Genomic DNA, 21058 nt, shown 5'->3' with positions numbered 1-21058 from the left:
AGGTGTTGACAGCAGCGTGTAACGCTGTAGAATTCGCCTCCCGCTAACGAGAGATCGGAAGCGCAAGTGGTTGAAGTTACAAAGGAAACTTTGAAAACTTCTGAAAATAATCACTTGACAGCAAATGAGGCTGCTGTAGAATGCGCGCCTCGGTTGAGACGAAAGATCTTAACCAACCGCTCTTTAACAACTGAATCAAGCAATTCGTGTGGGTGCTTGTGGAGTCAGACTGATAGTCAGCAAGATTATCAGCATCACAAGTTACTCCGCGAGAAATCAAAGATGTAACCAACGATTGCTGAGCCAAGTTTAGGGTTTCTTAAAAACCCAAAGATGTTTGAACTGAAGAGTTTGATCATGGCTCAGATTGAACGCTGGCGGCAGGCCTAACACATGCAAGTCGAGCGGTAGAGAGAAGCTTGCTTCTCTTGAGAGCGGCGGACGGGTGAGTAATGCCTAGGAATCTGCCTGGTAGTGGGGGATAACGTCCGGAAACGGACGCTAATACCGCATACGTCCTACGGGAGAAAGCAGGGGACCTTCGGGCCTTGCGCTATCAGATGAGCCTAGGTCGGATTAGCTAGTTGGTGGGGTAATGGCTCACCAAGGCGACGATCCGTAACTGGTCTGAGAGGATGATCAGTCACACTGGAACTGAGACACGGTCCAGACTCCTACGGGAGGCAGCAGTGGGGAATATTGGACAATGGGCGAAAGCCTGATCCAGCCATGCCGCGTGTGTGAAGAAGGTCTTCGGATTGTAAAGCACTTTAAGTTGGGAGGAAGGGCAGTAAATTAATACTTTGCTGTTTTGACGTTACCGACAGAATAAGCACCGGCTAACTCTGTGCCAGCAGCCGCGGTAATACAGAGGGTGCAAGCGTTAATCGGAATTACTGGGCGTAAAGCGCGCGTAGGTGGTTCGTTAAGTTGGATGTGAAATCCCCGGGCTCAACCTGGGAACTGCATTCAAAACTGACGAGCTAGAGTATGGTAGAGGGTGGTGGAATTTCCTGTGTAGCGGTGAAATGCGTAGATATAGGAAGGAACACCAGTGGCGAAGGCGACCACCTGGACTGATACTGACACTGAGGTGCGAAAGCGTGGGGAGCAAACAGGATTAGATACCCTGGTAGTCCACGCCGTAAACGATGTCAACTAGCCGTTGGGAGCCTTGAGCTCTTAGTGGCGCAGCTAACGCATTAAGTTGACCGCCTGGGGAGTACGGCCGCAAGGTTAAAACTCAAATGAATTGACGGGGGCCCGCACAAGCGGTGGAGCATGTGGTTTAATTCGAAGCAACGCGAAGAACCTTACCAGGCCTTGACATCCAATGAACTTTCTAGAGATAGATTGGTGCCTTCGGGAACATTGAGACAGGTGCTGCATGGCTGTCGTCAGCTCGTGTCGTGAGATGTTGGGTTAAGTCCCGTAACGAGCGCAACCCTTGTCCTTAGTTACCAGCACGTAATGGTGGGCACTCTAAGGAGACTGCCGGTGACAAACCGGAGGAAGGTGGGGATGACGTCAAGTCATCATGGCCCTTACGGCCTGGGCTACACACGTGCTACAATGGTCGGTACAGAGGGTTGCCAAGCCGCGAGGTGGAGCTAATCCCAGAAAACCGATCGTAGTCCGGATCGCAGTCTGCAACTCGACTGCGTGAAGTCGGAATCGCTAGTAATCGCGAATCAGAATGTCGCGGTGAATACGTTCCCGGGCCTTGTACACACCGCCCGTCACACCATGGGAGTGGGTTGCACCAGAAGTAGCTAGTCTAACCTTCGGGAGGACGGTTACCACGGTGTGATTCATGACTGGGGTGAAGTCGTAACAAGGTAGCCGTAGGGAACCTGCGGCTGGATCACCTCCTTAATCGACGACATCAGCTGCTCCATAAGTTCCCACACGAATTGCTTGATTCATTGAAGAAGACGATAAAGAAGCAGCCCGAAATTGGGTCTGTAGCTCAGTTGGTTAGAGCGCACCCCTGATAAGGGTGAGGTCGGCAGTTCGAATCTGCCCAGACCCACCAATTTTGTGTGGGAAACGCCTGTAGAAATACGGGGCCATAGCTCAGCTGGGAGAGCGCCTGCCTTGCACGCAGGAGGTCAACGGTTCGATCCCGTTTGGCTCCACCACTAACTGCTTCTGTCATGAAAGCTTAGAAATGAGCATTCCATCAATGCGATGGTGAATGTTGATTTCTAGTCTTTGATTAGATCGTTCTTTAAAAATTTGGGTATGTGATAGAAAGATAGACTGAACGTTACTTTCACTGGTAACGGATCAGGCTAAGGTAAAATTTGTGAGTTCTCTTAGTTGAGAAATTCGAATTTTCGGCGAATGTCGTCTTCACAGTATAACCAGATTGCTTGGGGTTATATGGTCAAGTGAAGAAGCGCATACGGTGGATGCCTTGGCAGTCAGAGGCGATGAAAGACGTGGTAGCCTGCGAAAAGCTTCGGGGAGTCGGCAAACAGACTTTGATCCGGAGATGTCTGAATGGGGGAACCCAGCCATCATAAGATGGTTACCTTACACTGAATACATAGGTGTATGGAGCGAACCATGGGAACTGAAACATCTAAGTACCCTGAGGAAAAGAAATCAACCGAGATTCCCTTAGTAGTGGCGAGCGAACGGGGACTAGCCCTTAAGTGGCTTTGAGATTAGCGGAACGCTCTGGAAAGTGCGGCCATAGTGGGTGATAGCCCTGTACGCGAAAATCTCTTAGTCATGAAATCGAGTAGGACGGAGCACGAGAAACTTTGTCTGAATATGGGGGGACCATCCTCCAAGGCTAAATACTACTGACTGACCGATAGTGAACTAGTACCGTGAGGGAAAGGCGAAAAGAACCCCGGAGAGGGGAGTGAAATAGATCCTGAAACCGTATGCGTACAAGCAGTGGGAGCAGACTTTGTTCTGTGACTGCGTACCTTTTGTATAATGGGTCAGCGACTTATTTTCAGTGGCGAGCTTAACCGAATAGGGGAGGCGTAGCGAAAGCGAGTCTTAATAGGGCGTCTAGTCGCTGGGAATAGACCCGAAACCGGGCGATCTATCCATGGGCAGGTTGAAGGTTGGGTAACACTAACTGGAGGACCGAACCGACTACCGTTGAAAAGTTAGCGGATGACCTGTGGATCGGAGTGAAAGGCTAATCAAGCTCGGAGATAGCTGGTTCTCCTCGAAAGCTATTTAGGTAGCGCCTCATGTATCACTGTAGGGGGTAGAGCACTGTTTCGGCTAGGGGGTCATCCCGACTTACCAAACCGATGCAAACTCCGAATACCTACAAGTGCCGAGCATGGGAGACACACGGCGGGTGCTAACGTCCGTCGTGAAAAGGGAAACAACCCAGACCGTCAGCTAAGGTCCCAAAGTTATGGTTAAGTGGGAAACGATGTGGGAAGGCTTAGACAGCTAGGAGGTTGGCTTAGAAGCAGCCACCCTTTAAAGAAAGCGTAATAGCTCACTAGTCGAGTCGGCCTGCGCGGAAGATGTAACGGGGCTCAAACCATACACCGAAGCTACGGGTATCATCTTCGGATGATGCGGTAGAGGAGCGTTCTGTAAGCCTGTGAAGGTGAGTTGAGAAGCTTGCTGGAGGTATCAGAAGTGCGAATGCTGACATGAGTAACGATAATGGGTGTGAAAAACACCCACGCCGAAAGACCAAGGTTTCCTGCGCAACGTTAATCGACGCAGGGTTAGTCGGTCCCTAAGGCGAGGCTGAAAAGCGTAGTCGATGGAAAACAGGTTAATATTCCTGTACTTCTGGTTATTGCGATGGAGGGACGGAGAAGGCTAGGCCAGCTTGGCGTTGGTTGTCCAAGTTTAAGGTGGTAGGCTGGAATCTTAGGTAAATCCGGGATTCTAAGGCCGAGAGCTGATGACGAGTTAACTTTTAGTTAACGAAGTGGTTGATGCCATGCTTCCAAGAAAAGCTTCTAAGCTTCAGGTAACTAGGAACCGTACCCCAAACCGACACAGGTGGTTGGGTAGAGAATACCAAGGCGCTTGAGAGAACTCGGGTGAAGGAACTAGGCAAAATGGCACCGTAACTTCGGGAGAAGGTGCGCCGGTGAGGGTGAAGGACTTGCTCCGTAAGCTCATGCCGGTCGAAGATACCAGGCCGCTGCGACTGTTTATTAAAAACACAGCACTCTGCAAACACGAAAGTGGACGTATAGGGTGTGACGCCTGCCCGGTGCCGGAAGGTTAATTGATGGGGTTAGCTAACGCGAAGCTCTTGATCGAAGCCCCGGTAAACGGCGGCCGTAACTATAACGGTCCTAAGGTAGCGAAATTCCTTGTCGGGTAAGTTCCGACCTGCACGAATGGCGTAACGATGGCGGCGCTGTCTCCACCCGAGACTCAGTGAAATTGAAATCGCTGTGAAGATGCAGTGTATCCGCGGCTAGACGGAAAGACCCCGTGAACCTTTACTATAGCTTTGCACTGGACTTTGAATTTGCTTGTGTAGGATAGGTGGGAGGCTTTGAAGCGTGGACGCCAGTTCGCGTGGAGCCAACCTTGAAATACCACCCTGGCAACTTTGAGGTTCTAACTCAGGTCCGTTATCCGGATCGAGGACAGTGTATGGTGGGTAGTTTGACTGGGGCGGTCTCCTCCTAAAGAGTAACGGAGGAGTACGAAGGTGCGCTCAGACCGGTCGGAAATCGGTCGTAGAGTATAAAGGCAAAAGCGCGCTTGACTGCGAGACAGACACGTCGAGCAGGTACGAAAGTAGGTCTTAGTGATCCGGTGGTTCTGTATGGAAGGGCCATCGCTCAACGGATAAAAGGTACTCCGGGGATAACAGGCTGATACCGCCCAAGAGTTCATATCGACGGCGGTGTTTGGCACCTCGATGTCGGCTCATCACATCCTGGGGCTGAAGCCGGTCCCAAGGGTATGGCTGTTCGCCATTTAAAGTGGTACGCGAGCTGGGTTTAGAACGTCGTGAGACAGTTCGGTCCCTATCTGCCGTGGACGTTTGAGATTTGAGAGGGGCTGCTCCTAGTACGAGAGGACCGGAGTGGACGAACCTCTGGTGTTCCGGTTGTCACGCCAGTGGCATTGCCGGGTAGCTATGTTCGGAATAGATAACCGCTGAAAGCATCTAAGCGGGAAACTAGCCTCAAGATGAGATCTCACTGGAACCTTGAGTTCCCTGAAGGGCCGTCGAAGACTACGACGTTGATAGGTTGGGTGTGTAAGCGCTGTGAGGCGTTGAGCTAACCAATACTAATTGCCCGTGAGGCTTGACCATATAACACCCAAGCAATTTGCTGACCTGAAAAGGCACCAGATTGCGGTGTGTGAAGACGAAATGAACCGAAAGTTCGATTCTTGCAAACACCGAAAGCTGTCACATACCCAATTTGCTGAAGCGAGGCCAACTGGCCACGACTCAGTACCCGAATTTCTTGACGACCATAGAGCATTGGAACCACCTGATCCCATCCCGAACTCAGCAGTGAAACGATGCATCGCCGATGGTAGTGTGGGGTTTCCCCATGTGAGAGTAGGTCATCGTCAAGATTAAATTCCAGAACCCCTGATTGCTAACGCGATCAGGGGTTTTGTTTTGGGCGGTTGAAAAGTGTTGCGACCGTCTTCAGGTATCTTCAATGCCAAAGTCTTGCCTTTCTATGCAATGGCCTTATGCATGGCTATTATGCCTGCCTCATTGTGAGGCGAGACTTGCATGCTGACGTTGTTGAAACTTCTAAAAGATGGTCGATTCCACTCCGGGGAAGCTCTTGGTGCTGCCTTGGGTGTCAGTCGCAGTGCTGTGTGGAAGCAGCTTCAGCATCTCGAGGCAGAATTGAATCTACCCATCCATAAAGTCCGCGGTCGGGGGTATCAGTTGGCTTCGCCTCTGGTGTTCTTAAATGCTGACGAAATTGGTCGGCATGTGCCTGTTCCTGCATGGCCTGTTTATATCTTTGACTCCATTGACTCTACCAATGCCGAGGCATTGCGCCTTATCGAGGCGGGCCGCACCGCGCCGTTTCTCGTGCTTTCAGAGCAGCAAACTGCCGGCAGGGGAAGGCGAGGGCGGAAGTGGATCAGTCCTTTCGCTCAAAACGTCTACTACAGTCTCGTGCTGCGGATCGATGGCGGTATGCGCCAGTTGGAGGGCCTAAGCCTGGTAGTCGGATTGGCGGTTATGCAGGCGCTGCGGGATGCGGGGGTTCGCAATGCCGGGTTGAAGTGGCCAAATGACGTTTTGGTGGAGCAGAAAAAGATCGCCGGGATTCTCCTGGAGCTGGTTGGTGATCCTGCTGATGTCTGCCACGTCGTCCTGGGTATCGGCATTAATGTGAATATGCAGAAGGCCGAAGAGGTCGATCAGCAATGGACCTCCGTACAGTTGGAGACCGGCAGTGCTGTTGATCGTAACTACCTGGTAGCGCGTCTTGGCGTGCAACTGCAGGCTTATCTTGATCGCCACCAGGCTTCCGGTTTTTCCACCATCCAGAGTGAATGGGAGCAGAGCCATCTGTGGCAGGGTCGATCGGTGTCGCTCATCGCGGGTGTGAATCAGATTGATGGAGTGGTATTGGGGATCGACGGGCAGGGTGCGCTACGGTTGAGCGTGGATGGTGTTGAAAAAGTATATAGCGGTGGTGAGCTAAGCCTGAGGTTGCGTGATGATTCTTGAGCTCGACTGTGGGAATAGCTTTATAAAATGGCGAGTGCTTGAGTCGGATAGGGCGCGCATCTTTGCAGAGGGCGTCGTCGGGTCGGATGCCTCTCTGATCGATAGCCTGTTCGCGCTCACGGGGCTCGCGTTAAAGGATTGCCGCTTAGTGAGTGTTCGTGCCTCGGATGAGACGAATCAACTGGTCGCTACCCTGGTAAAAGCGTTTGGCGTCAACGTGCTCTGCGCCGCTTCAGCAAGGCAGATGGGCGGGGTGCGGAATGGGTATGAAGATTTCGAACGCCTGGGCCTGGATCGCTGGCTCGCTATGTTGGGCGGTTTTCAGTTGGCGTCGGGCGCGTGCCTGGTGCTCGATTTTGGCACCGCAGCGACCGCGGACTTCATTGCCGCGGACGGCGAGCACCTCGGAGGCTTTATTTGTCCTGGTATGCCGCTTATGCGTAACCAGTTACGAACGCATACCCGCAAAATACGCTATGACGATATTGCCGCTGAGCGTGCCCTTGAGGCCCTGTCTCCGGGCCGCACAACTGTAGAGGCGGTAGAGCGCGGCTGTACGCTTATGCTGAGAGGGTTCGTGCTCACTCAGTTGGAGTTGGCTCGTAGCTATTGGGGGGCTGACTTCACCGTCTTCCTTACCGGTGGAGATGCCGAGCTGGTGGCGGATGCGGTGCCTCACGGAAGGCTCGTCCCTGATCTGGTTTTTGTTGGCTTGGCGATGGCTTGCCCTTTGTCCTGAGGTTTTTATGCGTTGGCTGTTTCTGCTTTTGCTGGTCCTCAATGTCTTCTATTACATCTGGCATCAGCAGGAAGCACCGTTGAGGGCTAAAGATGTCACGCCTTTGGCACTCTACCGGGGGTCTCAGCAAGACATCCGGCTGTTAAGCGAGTCGGCTGATGCCATGGTGCGGCGAGACAGGGTAAAAGCGCCTGAGGCGCCGGCTGCGTGCCTGTACATCGGCGGCCTGGCTGATCAAAAAGAGGTTCAGTCCGTTGAGCAGCGCCTCACAAGCCTGGATATCAAGGTCAAACTGCAATCGCTGAACCTGCCTGATGCGCCGGGATACTGGCTGCGAGTCGCCCCTGAAAGCCGGCGCCTGGCCGATGATCTGCCCTTTGAAAACCTTGCTAATGAATTCAATGAGTTAAAACATAAAATAATGCCGTGCGAAGGCATTGCAACCTTCGAATAGTTTGCATAGAATGGCGCCCGCTTCGCAGTGAAGACCTTTTGGGTCAACAAGGTGAAGCGAAGGTCAACGCAGCTAACCTCATATTTTTTAATGAGAAAATGCTTGACAGAAGGCTGGCATGATGTAGAATGCCGGCTCGCTTAGGAGGGGTTCCCGAGCGGCCAAAGGGATCAGACTGTAAATCTGACGTCTACGACTTCGAAGGTTCGAATCCTTCCCCCTCCACCATTTTAGCGTGAGCTGCAAGCTCCGCGGGTATAGTTTAGTGGTAGAACCTCAGCCTTCCAAGCTGATGATGCGGGTTCGATTCCCGCTACCCGCTCCAAGTTTGCAGGTTGTGCAAGTTGTTTCGCTCTTGTAGCTCAGTTGGTAGAGCACACCCTTGGTAAGGGTGAGGTCAGCGGTTCAAATCCGCTCAAGAGCTCCATATAACAAGGCAGATATGAAAATATCTGCCTTTGTTTTAACAGCTGCCTCTGATTGATTCCGCTCTCTTTCGCTGTCTTGTTTGGGTTGGTTTCGGGTCTGCAGGGGTTTGTTGTTGTAAAGTCTTTTTCAGATCGGCATAATTGTCGGCCTGATTTTGTTTTAGGTCAGTAGCTCAATTGGCAGAGCGACGGTCTCCAAAACCGTAGGTTGGGGGTTCGATTCCCTCCTGACCTGCCAGATTCACTTGGTGTATCTGGCTTTCTTTTCACAGGATCTTCATAGATGACTCCTAAGGCTGAAGCTCAAGGCTCTCGCTTCGATCTGCTCAAGTGGCTGGTAGTAGTCGCTATTGTGGTCGTAGGCGTTGTTGGCAACCAGTACTACTCTGCGTCGCCGATCCTGTACCGTGTCCTCGCATTGCTCGCCCTTGCTGCTGTCGCTGCCTTTGTTGGCCTGCAGACTGCAAAAGGCAAGTCGTTTGCGGTCCTGGTGAAGGAAGCTCGTACCGAGATCCGTAAAGTCGTTTGGCCGACTCGCCAAGAAACCACGCAGACCACGTTGATCGTGGTAGCTGTTGTTCTGGTTATGGCGTTGCTGTTGTGGGGGCTTGATTCCCTGCTCGGCTGGCTTGTTTCCTTGATTGTTGGCTAAGGGTGTCCCGTGGCTAAGCGTTGGTACGTTGTGCATGCTTACTCGGGTTACGAGAAGCATGTCATGCGCTCTTTGCTAGAGCGCGTAAAGCTGGCAGGCATGGAAGATGGCTTCGGCGAAATTCTGGTTCCCACTGAAGAAGTGGTTGAGATGCGTAATGGCCAGAAACGCAAAAGCGAGCGCAAGTTCTTCCCTGGCTACGTGCTGGTTCAAATGGACATGAATGAGGGTACTTGGCACTTGGTCAAGGACACTCCTCGCGTCATGGGTTTCATCGGCGGTACCGCTGATAAACCTGCTCCGATCACCGACAAAGAAGCAGAAGCGATTCTGCGGCGTGTTGCTGATGGCAGCGACAAACCCAAGCCGAAGACGTTGTTCGAGCCGGGTGAGGTTGTTCGTGTCACTGACGGTCCGTTTGCAGATTTTAACGGCACTGTTGAAGAAGTTAACTACGAAAAGAGCCGGATCCAAGTGGCAGTGCTCATTTTCGGTCGCTCTACTCCGGTAGAGCTAGAGTTCAGCCAGGTCGAAAAAGTCTAGCTGAGCAAGCATCCCAACCCCGCAGCCTTAGGCTGTGGGGTTTTGTCGTCACTGGGATAAACGCGCAAGTAACCGGGGAGCCTTTCGAGGCGTTCGAACCCGTAATTGGAGTGCCTCATGGCCAAGAAGATTACCGCTTACATCAAGCTGCAAGTGAAGGCCGCTCAGGCCAACCCAAGCCCACCTGTTGGTCCAGCTCTGGGTCAGCACGGCGTGAACATCATGGAATTCTGCAAGGCCTTCAACGCCCGTACTCAGGGTATTGAACCAGGTCTGCCGACTCCAGTGATCATCACTGTATACAGCGACCGTAGCTTCACCTTCGAAACCAAGTCGACCCCGGCTTCGGTTCTGTTGAAGAAAGCTGCTGGTCTGACTAGCGGTTCCGCTCGTCCTAACACCGTTAAGGTTGGCACCGTGACCCGTGCTCAGCTGGAAGAAATCGCGAAAACCAAAAACGCGGATCTGACTGCAGCTGATATGGATGCAGCCGTGCGTACCATCGCCGGTTCTGCTCGTAGCATGGGCCTTAACGTGGAGGGTGTGTAATGGCTAAGCTGACCAAGCGCCAAAAGGCTATCGCTGGCAAAATCGAAGCGGGCAAGTCCTACAACTTTGTAGACGCTGCTGCTCTGCTGACTGAGCTGTCGACTGTCAAGTTCAGCGAGTCTGTTGACGTTGCTGTAAACCTGGGCGTTGACCCACGTAAATCCGACCAGGTCGTTCGTAGCGCTACTGTGCTGCCACACGGTACTGGCAAGACTGTACGTGTAGCTGTCTTCACCCAAGGCCCGGCAGCTGAAGCTGCTCTGGCCGCCGGCGCTGATCGCGTTGGCATGGACGACCTGGCTGCCGAAATGAAAGGCGGCGACCTGAACTATGACGTCGTCATTGCTTCCCCGGATGCAATGCGCGTTGTAGGTCAGTTGGGTCAGATCCTCGGTCCACGTGGTCTGATGCCTAACCCTAAAGTCGGCACCGTAACTCCAGACGTAGCTACCGCGGTTAAAAACGCCAAGGCTGGTCAGGTTCGTTATCGCACCGACAAAAACGGCATCATTCACACCTCCGTTGGCAAAGTCGGCTTTGATGCCGTCAAGCTGAAGGAAAACGTTGAAGCCCTGATCGCTGATCTGAAGCGTATCAAGCCAGCTTCCTCGAAAGGTATCTACGTCAAGCGCGTTACCCTGAGCACCACTATGGGCCCAGGTCTGGTCATCGACCAAGGCTCGCTGGACGTATAAGACACAAATTGGCGCAAGTAATTGTGCCAATTGAAAAATTGGGGTCCCTGCCTGGCGGGGGCTATCCAAGACCGTAGGCGACGCAAGTCTTAAACCACAAGCCTACGCAGATGGTGCTCCCGGTTCCTTACCGAATCAGACACCAAAACGACATCCGGCCCAGGCCAGATGAAACGGTAACAAGCAGGAGTTAAACCCGTGGCAATTAATCTCGAAGACAAGAAGGCCATCGTCGCTGAAGTCAACGAGGCTGCCAAAGCTGCTCTGTCCGCTGTCGTGGCTGATGCCCGTGGTGTGACAGTAGGCGCTATGACCGGACTCCGTAAAGAGGCTCGTGAAGCTGGCGTATACGTACGTGTTGTACGTAACACCCTGCTCAAGCGCGCTGTTGCTGACACTGAATACAGTGTCCTCAACGACGTGTTCACCGGCCCGACTCTGATCGCGTTCTCCAAAGAACATCCAGGCGCTGCTGCCCGTTTGTTCAAAGAATTCGCCAAGAGTCAGGATAAGTTCGAGATCAAGGCAGCTGCGTTCGAGGGCAAGTTCCTCGCAGCTAACCAAATCGACGTACTGGCAACACTGCCGACCCGTAACGAAGCTATTTCTCAGCTGATGAGCGTGATTCAAGGCGCTACCAGCAAGTTGGCTCGTACTCTGGCCGCAGTTCGCGAGCAAAAAGAAGCTGCCGCAGCCTAAGGCTGAGCATCTCCTCTCGCGTATTTTTGTTTATTTCGATGGCCGCGTAGGCCGTCCCCCAATTCAGGAATTACAGCAATGTCTATCTCCCAAGACGATATCCTCAACGCCGTAGCTGAAATGTCGGTTCTGCAGGTTGTTGAGCTGATCAAAGCTTTCGAAGAAAAATTCGGTGTTTCCGCTGCCGCTGCTTCGGCTGGCCCAGCTGTTGCTGCTGTTGCTGCTGAAGAGCAAACCGAATTCAACGTCATGCTGCTGGAAGCTGGCGAGAAGAAAGTAAACGTGATCAAGGCAGTACGTGAACTGACCGGTCTGGGCCTGAAAGAAGCCAAGGCAGTAGTTGACGGCGCCCCTGCCCAGGTTCTGGAAGCAGTGTCGAAAGACGCAGCTGACAAAGCTAAAGCAGTGCTGGAAGAAGCAGGCGCTAAAGTCGAGCTGAAGTAAGCATCGACCTTGCGTCTCCAGCCCAAGCGTTAAGCTGAAGGCTGATGGCTGGTGGCTCTTGCCACCGGCCTTTTTCCGTTATTGGCAATCGACTCGGTCGTCGCCTCTAACGCGCTGTAACCACCCGATGCGGTGGCGCAAACCATGGGGTTTGCAAGATTTTCTGGCTGCTCCCGTCGGGAGGGGCCAAACAAGCAGGTGACCAAGCTGGGGAACGCTGATGGCTTACTCATATACTGAGAAAAAACGTATCCGCAAGGACTTTAGCAAGTTGCCGGACGTCATGGATGTCCCGTACCTTCTGGCTATCCAGCTGGATTCGTATCGTGAATTCTTGCAGGCGGGAGCGACCAAAGATCAGTTCCGCGACGTGGGCCTGCATGCGGCCTTCAAATCCGTTTTCCCGATCATCAGCTACTCCGGCAATGCTGCGCTGGAGTACGTCGGTTATCGCCTGGGCGAGCCGGCATTTGATGTCAAAGAATGCGTGTTGCGCGGTGTTACGTACGCCGTACCTTTGCGGGTAAAAGTCCGTCTGATCATCTTCGACAAAGAGTCGTCGAACAAAGCGATCAAGGACATCAAAGAGCAAGAAGTCTACATGGGTGAAATTCCCCTGATGACTGAGAACGGTACCTTCGTTATCAACGGTACCGAGCGCGTTATCGTTTCCCAGCTGCACCGTTCCCCGGGCGTGTTCTTCGACCACGACCGCGGCAAGACGCACAGCTCCGGCAAGCTCCTGTACTCCGCGCGGATCATTCCGTACCGTGGTTCGTGGTTGGACTTCGAGTTCGACCCGAAAGACTGCGTGTTCGTGCGTATCGACCGTCGTCGCAAGCTGCCGGCCTCGGTACTGCTGCGCGCGCTCGGCTATACCACTGAGCAAGTGCTGGATGCCTTCTACACCACTAACGTATTCCACCTGAGCGGCGAAACCCTCAGCCTGGAACTGGTGCCTCAGCGCCTGCGTGGTGAGATTGCCGTTCTGGACATCCAGGACGACAAGGGCAAGGTCATCGTTGAAGCCGGCCGCCGTATTACCGCGCGCCACATCAACCAGATCGAAAAAGCCGGTATCAAGACGTTGGAAGTGCCTCTGGACTACGTCCTGGGTCGCACCACCGCCAAGGTCATCGTGCACCCGGCCACCGGCGAAATTCTGGCTGAATGCAACACCGAGCTGAACACCGAGATCCTGGCGAAAATCGCCAAGTCCCAGGTTGTTCGCATCGAGACCCTGTACACCAACGACATCGACTGCGGTCCGTTCGTCTCCGACACCCTGAAGATCGACTCCACCAGCAACCAATTGGAAGCGCTGGTCGAGATCTATCGCATGATGCGTCCTGGCGAGCCACCAACCAAAGACGCTGCCGAGACCCTGTTCAACAACCTGTTCTTCAGCCCTGAGCGCTATGACCTGTCTGCGGTCGGCCGGATGAAGTTCAACCGTCGTATCGGTCGTACCGAGATCGAAGGTTCGGGCGTGTTGTGCAAGGAAGACATCGTCGCGGTACTGAAGACCCTGGTCGACATCCGTAACGGTAAAGGCATCGTCGATGACATCGACCACCTGGGTAACCGTCGTGTTCGCTGCGTAGGCGAAATGGCCGAGAACCAGTTCCGCGTTGGCCTGGTACGTGTTGAACGTGCGGTCAAAGAGCGTCTGTCGATGGCCGAAAGCGAAGGCCTGATGCCGCAAGACTTGATCAACGCCAAGCCAGTGGCTGCGGCGGTGAAAGAGTTCTTTGGCTCCAGCCAGCTCTCGCAGTTCATGGACCAGAACAACCCGCTCTCCGAGATCACCCACAAGCGCCGTGTTTCCGCACTGGGCCCGGGCGGTCTGACCCGTGAGCGTGCAGGCTTTGAAGTTCGTGACGTACACCCGACTCACTACGGTCGTGTATGCCCGATTGAAACGCCGGAAGGTCCGAACATCGGCCTGATCAACTCCCTGGCTGCTTATGCGCGCACCAACCAGTACGGTTTCCTCGAGAGCCCGTACCGTGTGGTGAAAGACGCACTGGTCACCGATGAGATCGTGTTCCTGTCCGCCATCGAAGAAGCTGATCACGTGATCGCTCAGGCTTCGGCCACGATGAACGACAAGAAAATGCTGATCGACGAGCTGGTAGCTGTTCGTCACTTGAACGAGTTCACCGTCAAGGCGCCGGAAGACGTCACCTTGATGGACGTATCGCCGAAGCAGGTAGTTTCGGTTGCAGCGTCGCTGATCCCGTTCCTGGAGCACGATGACGCCAACCGTGCGTTGATGGGTTCCAACATGCAGCGTCAGGCTGTACCCACCCTGCGTGCTGACAAGCCGCTGGTAGGTACCGGCATGGAGCGTAACGTAGCCCGTGACTCCGGCGTTTGCGTCGTGGCTCGTCGTGGCGGCGTGATCGACTCCGTTGATGCCAGCCGTATCGTGGTTCGTGTTGCCGATGACGAAGTTGAAACTGGCGAAGCCGGTGTCGACATCTACAACCTGACCAAATACACCCGCTCCAACCAGAACACCTGCATCAACCAGCGTCCGCTGGTGAGCAAAGGTGATCGGGTTCAGCGCAGCGACATCATGGCAGACGGTCCGTCCACCGATATGGGTGAGCTGGCACTGGGTCAGAACATGCGCATCGCGTTCATGGCCTGGAACGGTTACAACTTCGAAGACTCCATCTGCCTGTCCGAGCGTGTGGTTCAGGAAGATCGCTTCACCACGATCCACATTCAGGAACTGACCTGTGTGGCACGTGACACCAAGCTTGGGCCAGAGGAAATCACTGCAGACATCCCGAACGTGGGTGAGGCTGCACTGAACAAGCTGGACGAAGCCGGTATCGTTTACGTAGGTGCTGAAGTTGGCGCAGGCGACATTCTGGTAGGTAAGGTCACTCCGAAAGGCGAGACCCAACTGACTCCGGAAGAGAAGCTGTTGCGTGCCATCTTCGGCGAAAAAGCCAGCGACGTTAAAGACACCTCCCTGCGTGTACCTACCGGTACCAAGGGTACTGTCATCGACGTACAGGTCTTCACCCGTGACGGCGTTGAGCGTGATGCTCGTGCACTGTCCATCGAGAAGACTCAACTCGACGAGATCCGCAAGGACCTGAACGAAGAGTTCCGTATCGTTGAAGGCGCGACCTTCGAACGTCTGCGTTCCGCCCTGGTAGGCCACAAGGCTGAAGGCGGCGCAGGTCTGAAGAAAGGTCAGGACATCACCGACGAAGTACTCGACGGTCTTGAGCACGGTCAGTGGTTCAAACTGCGCATGGCTGAAGATGCTCTGAACGAGCAGCTCGAGAAGGCCCAGGCCTACATCGTTGATCGTCGCCGTCTGCTGGACGACAAGTTCGAAGACAAGAAGCGCAAACTGCAGCAGGGCGATGACCTGGCTCCAGGCGTGCTGAAAATCGTCAAGGTTTACCTGGCAATCCGTCGCCGCATCCAGCCGGGCGACAAGATGGCCGGTCGTCACGGTAACAAAGGTGTGGTCTCCGTGATCATGCCGGTTGAAGACATGCCGCACGATGCCAATGGCACCCCGGTCGACGTCGTCCTCAACCCGTTGGGCGTACCTTCGCGTATGAACGTTGGTCAGATCCTTGAAACCCACCTGGGCCTCGCGGCCAAAGGTCTGGGCGAGAAGATCAACCGTATGATCGAAGAGCAGCGCAAGGTTGCTGACCTGCGCAAGTTCCTGCACGAGATCTACAACGAGATCGGCGGTCGCAACGAAGAGCTGGACACCTTCTCCGACCAGGAAATCCTGGATCTGGCGAAGAACCTGCGCGGCGGCGTTCCAATGGCTACCCCGGTGTTCGACGGTGCCAAGGAAAGCGAAATCAAGGCCATGCTGAAACTGGCAGACCTGCCGGAAAGCGGCCAGATGCAGCTGTTCGACGGCCGTACCGGCAACAAGTTTGAGCGCCCGGTTACTGTTGGCTACATGTACATGCTGAAGCTGAACCACTTGGTAGACGACAAGATGCACGCTCGTTCTACCGGTTCGTACAGCCTGGTTACCCAGCAGCCGCTGGGTGGTAAGGCTCAGTTCGGTGGTCAGCGTTTCGGGGAGATGGAGGTCTGGGCACTGGAAGCATACGGTGCTGCTTACACTCTGCAAGAAATGCTCACAGTGAAGTCGGACGATGTGAACGGTCGGACCAAGATGTACAAAAACATCGTGGACGGCGATCACCGTATGGAGCCGGGCATGCCCGAGTCCTTCAACGTGTTGATCAAAGAAATTCGTTCCCTCGGCATCGATATCGATCTGGAAACCGAATAACACGTGACGCGAATCGAGAGCGGGGCTGTTTAGTCCGCTCTCTGCTCCGCCAGGAGGAAAGGCCTTGAAAGACCTACTGAATTTGCTGAAAAACCAGGGTCAAGTCGAAGAGTTCGACGCCATCCGTATTGGATTGGCATCGCCTGAGATGATCCGTTCGTGGTCGTTCGGTGAAGTTAAAAAGCCGGAAACCATCAACTACCGTACGTTCAAACCAGAACGTGACGGCCTGTTCTGCGCCAAGATCTTTGGCCCGGTAAAGGATTACGAGTGCCTGTGCGGTAAGTACAAGCGCTTGAAGCACCGTGGTGTGATCTGCGAGAAGTGCGGCGTTGAAGTTGCACTGGCCAAGGTTCGTCGTGAGCGCATGGCGCACATCGAACTGGCTTCGCCGGTTGCCCACATCTGGTTCCTGAAATCGCTGCCGTCCCGTATCGGCTTGCTGATGGACATGACCCTGCGTGATATCGAACGCGTTCTCTACTTCGAGAGCTATGTCGTTATCGACCCAGGCATGACCACCCTTGAAAAAGGTCAGCTGCTGAACGACGAGCAGTACTTCGAAGCGCTGGAAGAGTTCGGCGACGATTTCGATGCCCGCATGGGTGCCGAAGCTGTCCGTGAGCTGCTGCACGCTATCGACCTGGAACACGAGATTGGCCGCCTGCGTGAAGAAATTCCGCAAACCAACTCCGAAACCAAGATCAAGAAACTGTCCAAGCGTCTGAAGTTGATGGAAGCCTTCCAGGGTTCCGGCAACTTGCCAGAGTGGATGGTGCTGACCGTTCTGCCGGTTCTGCCGCCAGACCTGCGTCCGCTGGTACCGTTGGATGGCGGTCGCTTCGCGACTTCCGACCTCAACGACCTGTACCGTCGCGTGATCAACCGTAACAACCGCTTGAAGCGTCTGCTCGACCTGTCCGCTCCGGACATCATCGTGCGCAACGAAAAGCGTATGTTGCAAGAAGCTGTCGATGCTCTGCTCGACAACGGTCGTCGTGGCCGCGCTATCACCGGTTCGAACAAGCGTCCTCTGAAATCCCTGGCTGACATGATCAAGGGTAAGCAAGGTCGTTTCCGTCAGAACTTGCTCGGTAAGCGTGTTGACTACTCCGGTCGTTCGGTAATTACCGTAGGCCCGACCCTGCGTCTGCACCAGTGCGGTCTGCCGAAGAAGATGGCTCTCGAGCTGTTCAAGCCGTTCATTTTCGGCAAGCTGGAAATGCGTGGTCTCGCGACCACCATCAAGGCCGCCAAGAAGATGGTCGAGCGCGAACTGCCAGAGGTTTGGGACGTTCTCGCTGAAGTGATCCGTGAACACCCGGTTCTCCTCAACCGTGCACCGACCCTTCACCGTCTGGGTATCCAGGCGTTTGAACCGGTACTGATCGAAGGTAAGGCTATCCAGCTGCACCCTCTGGTCTGTGCTGCGTACAACGCCGACTTCGACGGCGACCAAATGGCCGTGCACGTACCGCTGACACTGGAAGCCCAGTTGGAAGCGCGTGCGTTGATGATGTCGACCAACAACATTCTGTCGCCAGCCAACGGTGAGCCAATCATCGTTCCGTCGCAGGACGTTGTATTGGGTCTGTACTACATGACTCGTGAAGCGATCAACGCCAAGGGCGAAGGTCGTGTGTTCGCGGATCTGCAGGAAGTTGACCGTGTGTTCCGTGCCGGCGAAGCCGCACTGCACGCCAAGGTTAAAGTCCGCATCCACGAAACCATCAACGATCGTGATGGTGGCAGCGTCAAGAACACCCGTATCGTCGACACCACTGTCGGACGTGCGCTGTTGTTCCAGGTTGTTCCACCTGGCCTGTCGTACGACGTGGTCAACCAGCCAATGAAGAAAAAGGCGATCTCCAAGCTGATCAACCAGTGCTACCGCGTGGTTGGTTTGAAAGAGACCGTTATCTTCGCTGACCAGTTGATGTACACCGGTTTTGCTTATTCGACCATTTCCGGCGTTTCCATCGGTGTTAACGACTTCGTTATCCCCGACGAGAAAGCCGCCATCATCGGTGCTGCTACCGATGAAGTGAAAGAGATCGAAAGCCAGTACGCCTCCGGCCTGGTAACCCAGGGCGAGAAGTACAACAAAGTGATCGACCTTTGGTCCAAGGCCAACGACGAAGTGTCGAAGGCGATGATGTCGAACCTCTCGAAAGAGCGCGTTATCGACCGTCATGGCGTGGAAGTCGATCAAGAGTCGTTCAACTCGATGTACATGATGGCCGACTCGGGCGCACGGGGTTCTGCTGCGCAGATCCGTCAGCTCGCCGGTATGCGTGGCCTGATGGCCAAGCCGGACGGTTCCATCATCGAAACGCCGATTACTGCGAACTTCCGTGAAGGTTTGAGCGTACTTCAGTACTTCATCTCGACTCACGGTGCTCGTAAAGGTCTGGCGGATACCGCGTTGAAAACCGCTAACTCCGGTTACCTGACTCGTCGTCTGGTAGACGTTGCGCAAGACTTGGTTGTGACTGAAGTTGACTGCGGTACCGAACACGGTCTGCTGATGACTCCGCACATCGAAGGCGGCGACGTTGTAGAGCCGTTGGGTGAGCGCGTACTGGGTCGAGTAATCGCCCGTGACGTATTCAAGCCAGGCACCGAGGAAGTCATTGTTCCTGCCGGCACCCTGGTAGACGAGAAGTGGGTCGAGTTCATCGAACTCAACAGCATCGACGAAGTGATTGTTCGCTCGCCGATCAGCTGCGAAACCCGCTACGGCATTTGCGCCAAGTGCTACGGCCGTGACTTGGCTCGTGGTCACCAGGTGAACATCGGTGAAGCGGTCGGCGTTATCGCTGCCCAGTCCATCGGTGAGCCGGGTACCCAGTTGACCATGCGTACGTTCCACATCGGTGGTGCGGCAAGCCGGACCTCCGCAGCCGACAGCGTTCAGGTGAAGAATGGCGGTACCGTCCGTCTGCACAACCTGAAGCACGTTGAACGGGTGGATGGCCACTTGGTAGCTGTGTCCCGTTCCGGTGAGCTGGCAATCGCTGATGACTACGGTCGTGAGCGTGAGCGTTACAAGCTGCCGTACGGTGCTGTGATTTCGGTTAAAGAAGGTGACAAGGTCGACGCTGGCGCAATCGTGGCCAAGTGGGATCCGCACACTCACCCAATCGTTACCGAAATGAAAGGTACCGTGACCTACGTGGGCATGGAAGAAGGCATCACGATCAAGCGTCAGACTGACGAATTGACCGGTATGACCAACATTGAAGTACTCGACGCCAAAGACCGTCCAGCTGCAGGCAAAGATATCCGTCCTGCCGTGAAGATGGTTGATGACAACGGCAAGGATCTGTTGCTGCCAGGCACTGACGTTATCGCTCAGTACTTCCTGCCAGCCAACGCCCTGGTCGGTGTTGCGGATGGTGCGAAGATCGCGATCGGTGATGTTATCGCTCGTATCCCGCAAGAAACTTCGAAAACCCGTGACATCACCGGTGGTCTGCCGCGCGTTGCCGACTTGTTCGAAGCTCGTCGTCCGAAAGAAGCGTCGATTCTGGCTGAAGTCAGCGGCACCATCGCGTTCGGTAAAGAGACCAAAGGCAAGCGCCGTCTGGTCATTACCCCGAACGACGGTAGCGATCCGTACGAAGAGCTGATTCCGAAGTGGCGTCACCTGAACGTCTTCGAAGGCGAACAGGTAAACCGCGGCGAAGTTATCTCCGACGGCCCGAGCGATCCACACGACATCCTGCGTCTGCTGGGTGTGAGTGCGCTGGCCAAGTACATCGTTAACGAGATCCAGGACGTTTATCGTCTGCAAGGCGTGAAGATCAACGATAAGCACATCGAGACCATCCTGCGTCAGATGCTGCGTAAAGTTGAAATCGCTGAATCCGGCGATTCGAGTTTCATCAAGGGCGACCAGATGGAACTGACTCACGTACTGGTAGAGAACGAGCGCCTGGCGAACGACGAGAAATTCGTTTCCAAGTTCACTCGTGTGTTGCTGGGTATCACCAAGGCGTCGTTGTCCACTGAGTCGTTCATCTCGGCGGCCTCCTTCCAGGAGACCACTCGCGTACTGACCGAAGCAGCGGTAACCGGCAAGCGCGATTACCTGCGCGGCCTGAAAGAAAACGTGGTTGTGGGTCGTCTGATCCCAGCCGGTACCGGTTTGGCCTACCACAGCGAGCGTAAGCGTCGCCGTGAACTCGACAAGCCGTTGCGCGTAAGCGCCAGTGAAGTGGAAGCTGCACTGACCGAAGCACTGAACTCAAGCGGTAACTGAGTTCTGCGGTAAATAAGACCGGGCCCTGGCAGCCCCGTTCGTCGGACCGAGACAGAATTGTCCCGGTTCGATGGAGGGGGAGGTCGGGGCCTTGCCTTGACTGGGGGCAAGATCCTCTTTAGACTCTTGTACCCCTAAATTTGGCGGGAATTCGTTCCTGCCATTTTGCTTTTCTTGCAAGACAATAGCGTCGCAAGACAACAGTGGAGCTAGTAGATGGCAACTATCAACCAGCTGGTACGTCAGCCGCGTAAGCGTATCGTCGAGAAATCCGACGTGCCTGCGCTGCAGAACTGCCCGCAACGTCGTGGCGTATGCACTCGCGTGTATACCACTACGCCGAAAAAACCTAACTCGGCACTGCGTAAAGTATGCCGTGTGCGCCTGACCAACGGTTTCGAGGTTTCCTCGTACATCGGCGGTGAAGGCCACAACCTGCAAGAACACAGCGTGGTACTGATCCGCGGCGGTCGTGTAAAAGACTTGCCAGGTGTTCGTTACCACACCGTACGCGGCTCCTTGGATACTTCCGGCGTTAAAGGTCGTAACCAGGGTCGTTCGAAGTACGGTACCAAGAAGCCTAAGTAGTAGCGGCTTTTTGTAAAACTGAATCATCTT

At 54.5% G+C, this 21058-nt stretch carries 12 protein-coding genes, 6 tRNA genes and 3 rRNA genes; all 21 read left to right on the top strand.

What is annotated here, in order from left to right:
- Window positions 1-339: 339 nt before the first annotated feature.
- The 21 genes from HKK54_RS07090 to rpsL all read left to right on the top strand — a co-directional run bounded on the left by HKK54_RS07090 (window position 340) and on the right by rpsL (window position 21028).
- Window positions 340-1875: ribosomal RNA gene (locus HKK54_RS07090) — 16S ribosomal RNA — on the top strand.
- An 83-nt stretch (window positions 1876-1958) separates the two neighbouring features.
- Window positions 1959-2035, top strand: a tRNA-Ile gene (locus tag HKK54_RS07085).
- A gap of 30 nt (window positions 2036-2065) precedes the next feature.
- Window positions 2066-2141 (top strand) — tRNA-Ala (locus HKK54_RS07080).
- A gap of 246 nt (window positions 2142-2387) precedes the next feature.
- Window positions 2388-5281, top strand: a 23S ribosomal RNA gene (locus tag HKK54_RS07075).
- 156 nt (window positions 5282-5437) lie between these two features.
- Window positions 5438-5553: ribosomal RNA gene (gene rrf / locus HKK54_RS07070) — 5S ribosomal RNA — on the top strand.
- The 16S, 23S and 5S rRNA genes sit together here with 2 tRNA genes alongside, the layout of an rRNA operon.
- A gap of 166 nt (window positions 5554-5719) precedes the next feature.
- Window positions 5720-6679, top strand: a complete 960-nt coding sequence (gene birA / locus HKK54_RS07065; protein WP_010174457.1) for a bifunctional biotin--[acetyl-CoA-carboxylase] ligase/biotin operon repressor BirA — start codon at window positions 5720-5722, stop codon at window positions 6677-6679.
- The gene (locus HKK54_RS07060; protein WP_010174459.1) at window positions 6669-7418 is read left to right on the top strand and encodes a pantothenate kinase; all 750 of its coding nucleotides are present in this window, start codon (window positions 6669-6671) and stop codon (window positions 7416-7418) included. Before birA ends, HKK54_RS07060 begins: the two co-directional genes overlap by 11 nt.
- A gap of 7 nt (window positions 7419-7425) precedes the next feature.
- Window positions 7426-7872 carry a hypothetical protein gene (locus HKK54_RS07055; RefSeq protein WP_010174462.1) on the top strand — a complete coding sequence of 149 codons (447 nt, stop codon included), beginning with the start codon at window positions 7426-7428 and terminating at the stop codon, window positions 7870-7872.
- Window positions 7873-8015: 143 nt separating this feature from the next.
- A tRNA-Tyr gene (locus HKK54_RS07050) sits at window positions 8016-8100 on the top strand.
- A 23-nt stretch (window positions 8101-8123) separates the two neighbouring features.
- Window positions 8124-8197 (top strand) — tRNA-Gly (locus tag HKK54_RS07045).
- A 26-nt stretch (window positions 8198-8223) separates the two neighbouring features.
- Window positions 8224-8299 (top strand) — tRNA-Thr (locus HKK54_RS07040).
- A 163-nt stretch (window positions 8300-8462) separates the two neighbouring features.
- Window positions 8463-8538, top strand: a tRNA-Trp gene (locus tag HKK54_RS07035).
- A gap of 45 nt (window positions 8539-8583) precedes the next feature.
- Window positions 8584-8952: a preprotein translocase subunit SecE gene (gene secE, locus HKK54_RS07030; RefSeq protein ID WP_010174463.1), complete on the top strand. Its 369-nt coding sequence runs from the start codon at window positions 8584-8586 to the stop codon at window positions 8950-8952.
- Between the two features lie 9 nt (window positions 8953-8961).
- On the top strand, window positions 8962-9495 hold the full coding sequence (nusG, locus tag HKK54_RS07025; RefSeq protein ID WP_003176436.1) for a transcription termination/antitermination protein NusG: 534 nt from the start codon (window positions 8962-8964) through the stop codon (window positions 9493-9495).
- 117 nt (window positions 9496-9612) lie between these two features.
- Window positions 9613-10044 (top strand): 50S ribosomal protein L11, encoded by a 432-nt coding sequence (gene rplK / locus HKK54_RS07020; protein WP_003210097.1) that lies wholly within the window; start codon window positions 9613-9615, stop codon window positions 10042-10044.
- A complete protein-coding gene (gene rplA, locus HKK54_RS07015; protein ID WP_003176434.1) occupies window positions 10044-10739 on the top strand; it encodes a 50S ribosomal protein L1 in 696 nt (231 codons plus the stop codon). The genes rplK and rplA overlap by 1 nt, the downstream gene beginning before the upstream one ends.
- Window positions 10740-10937: 198 nt before the next feature.
- On the top strand, window positions 10938-11438 hold the full coding sequence (gene rplJ / locus HKK54_RS07010; protein WP_010174464.1) for a 50S ribosomal protein L10: 501 nt from the start codon (window positions 10938-10940) through the stop codon (window positions 11436-11438).
- A gap of 78 nt (window positions 11439-11516) precedes the next feature.
- Window positions 11517-11882, top strand: coding sequence for a 50S ribosomal protein L7/L12 (gene rplL, locus HKK54_RS07005; protein WP_003210093.1), 366 nt, complete (start codon window positions 11517-11519; stop codon window positions 11880-11882).
- A 220-nt stretch (window positions 11883-12102) separates the two neighbouring features.
- Complete coding sequence (gene rpoB, locus HKK54_RS07000; RefSeq protein WP_008436421.1) at window positions 12103-16176, top strand: DNA-directed RNA polymerase subunit beta; 4074 nt, start codon at window positions 12103-12105, stop codon at window positions 16174-16176.
- A gap of 64 nt (window positions 16177-16240) precedes the next feature.
- A complete protein-coding gene (gene rpoC, locus HKK54_RS06995) occupies window positions 16241-20440 on the top strand; it encodes a DNA-directed RNA polymerase subunit beta' (protein ID WP_003210090.1) in 4200 nt (1399 codons plus the stop codon).
- A gap of 216 nt (window positions 20441-20656) precedes the next feature.
- Window positions 20657-21028 (top strand): 30S ribosomal protein S12, encoded by a 372-nt coding sequence (gene rpsL, locus HKK54_RS06990; protein WP_002555494.1) that lies wholly within the window; start codon window positions 20657-20659, stop codon window positions 21026-21028.
- The last annotated feature ends 30 nt before the right edge of the window (window positions 21029-21058 follow it).

It is taken from the genome of Pseudomonas sp. ADAK13 (assembly GCF_012935715.1).
In the GTDB taxonomy this organism is placed as follows: domain Bacteria; phylum Pseudomonadota; class Gammaproteobacteria; order Pseudomonadales; family Pseudomonadaceae; genus Aquipseudomonas.
The sequence above is the reverse complement of the archived record's forward strand: the minus strand, read 5'-3'. Positions and strand labels throughout refer to the sequence as shown.

Coding starts and splice junctions, on each gene's coding strand:
- birA (WP_010174457.1), top strand. CDS start 5,720: ATGCTGACGTTGTTGAAACTTCTAAAAGATGGTCGATTCCACTCCGGG.
- HKK54_RS07060 (WP_010174459.1), top strand. CDS start 6,669: ATGATTCTTGAGCTCGACTGTGGGAATAGCTTTATAAAATGGCGAGTG.
- HKK54_RS07055 (WP_010174462.1), top strand. CDS start 7,426: ATGCGTTGGCTGTTTCTGCTTTTGCTGGTCCTCAATGTCTTCTATTAC.
- secE (WP_010174463.1), top strand. CDS start 8,584: ATGACTCCTAAGGCTGAAGCTCAAGGCTCTCGCTTCGATCTGCTCAAG.
- rplK (WP_003210097.1), top strand. CDS start 9,613: ATGGCCAAGAAGATTACCGCTTACATCAAGCTGCAAGTGAAGGCCGCT.
- rplA (WP_003176434.1), top strand. CDS start 10,044: ATGGCTAAGCTGACCAAGCGCCAAAAGGCTATCGCTGGCAAAATCGAA.
- rplL (WP_003210093.1), top strand. CDS start 11,517: ATGTCTATCTCCCAAGACGATATCCTCAACGCCGTAGCTGAAATGTCG.
- rpoB (WP_008436421.1), top strand. CDS start 12,103: ATGGCTTACTCATATACTGAGAAAAAACGTATCCGCAAGGACTTTAGC.
- rpsL (WP_002555494.1), top strand. CDS start 20,657: ATGGCAACTATCAACCAGCTGGTACGTCAGCCGCGTAAGCGTATCGTC.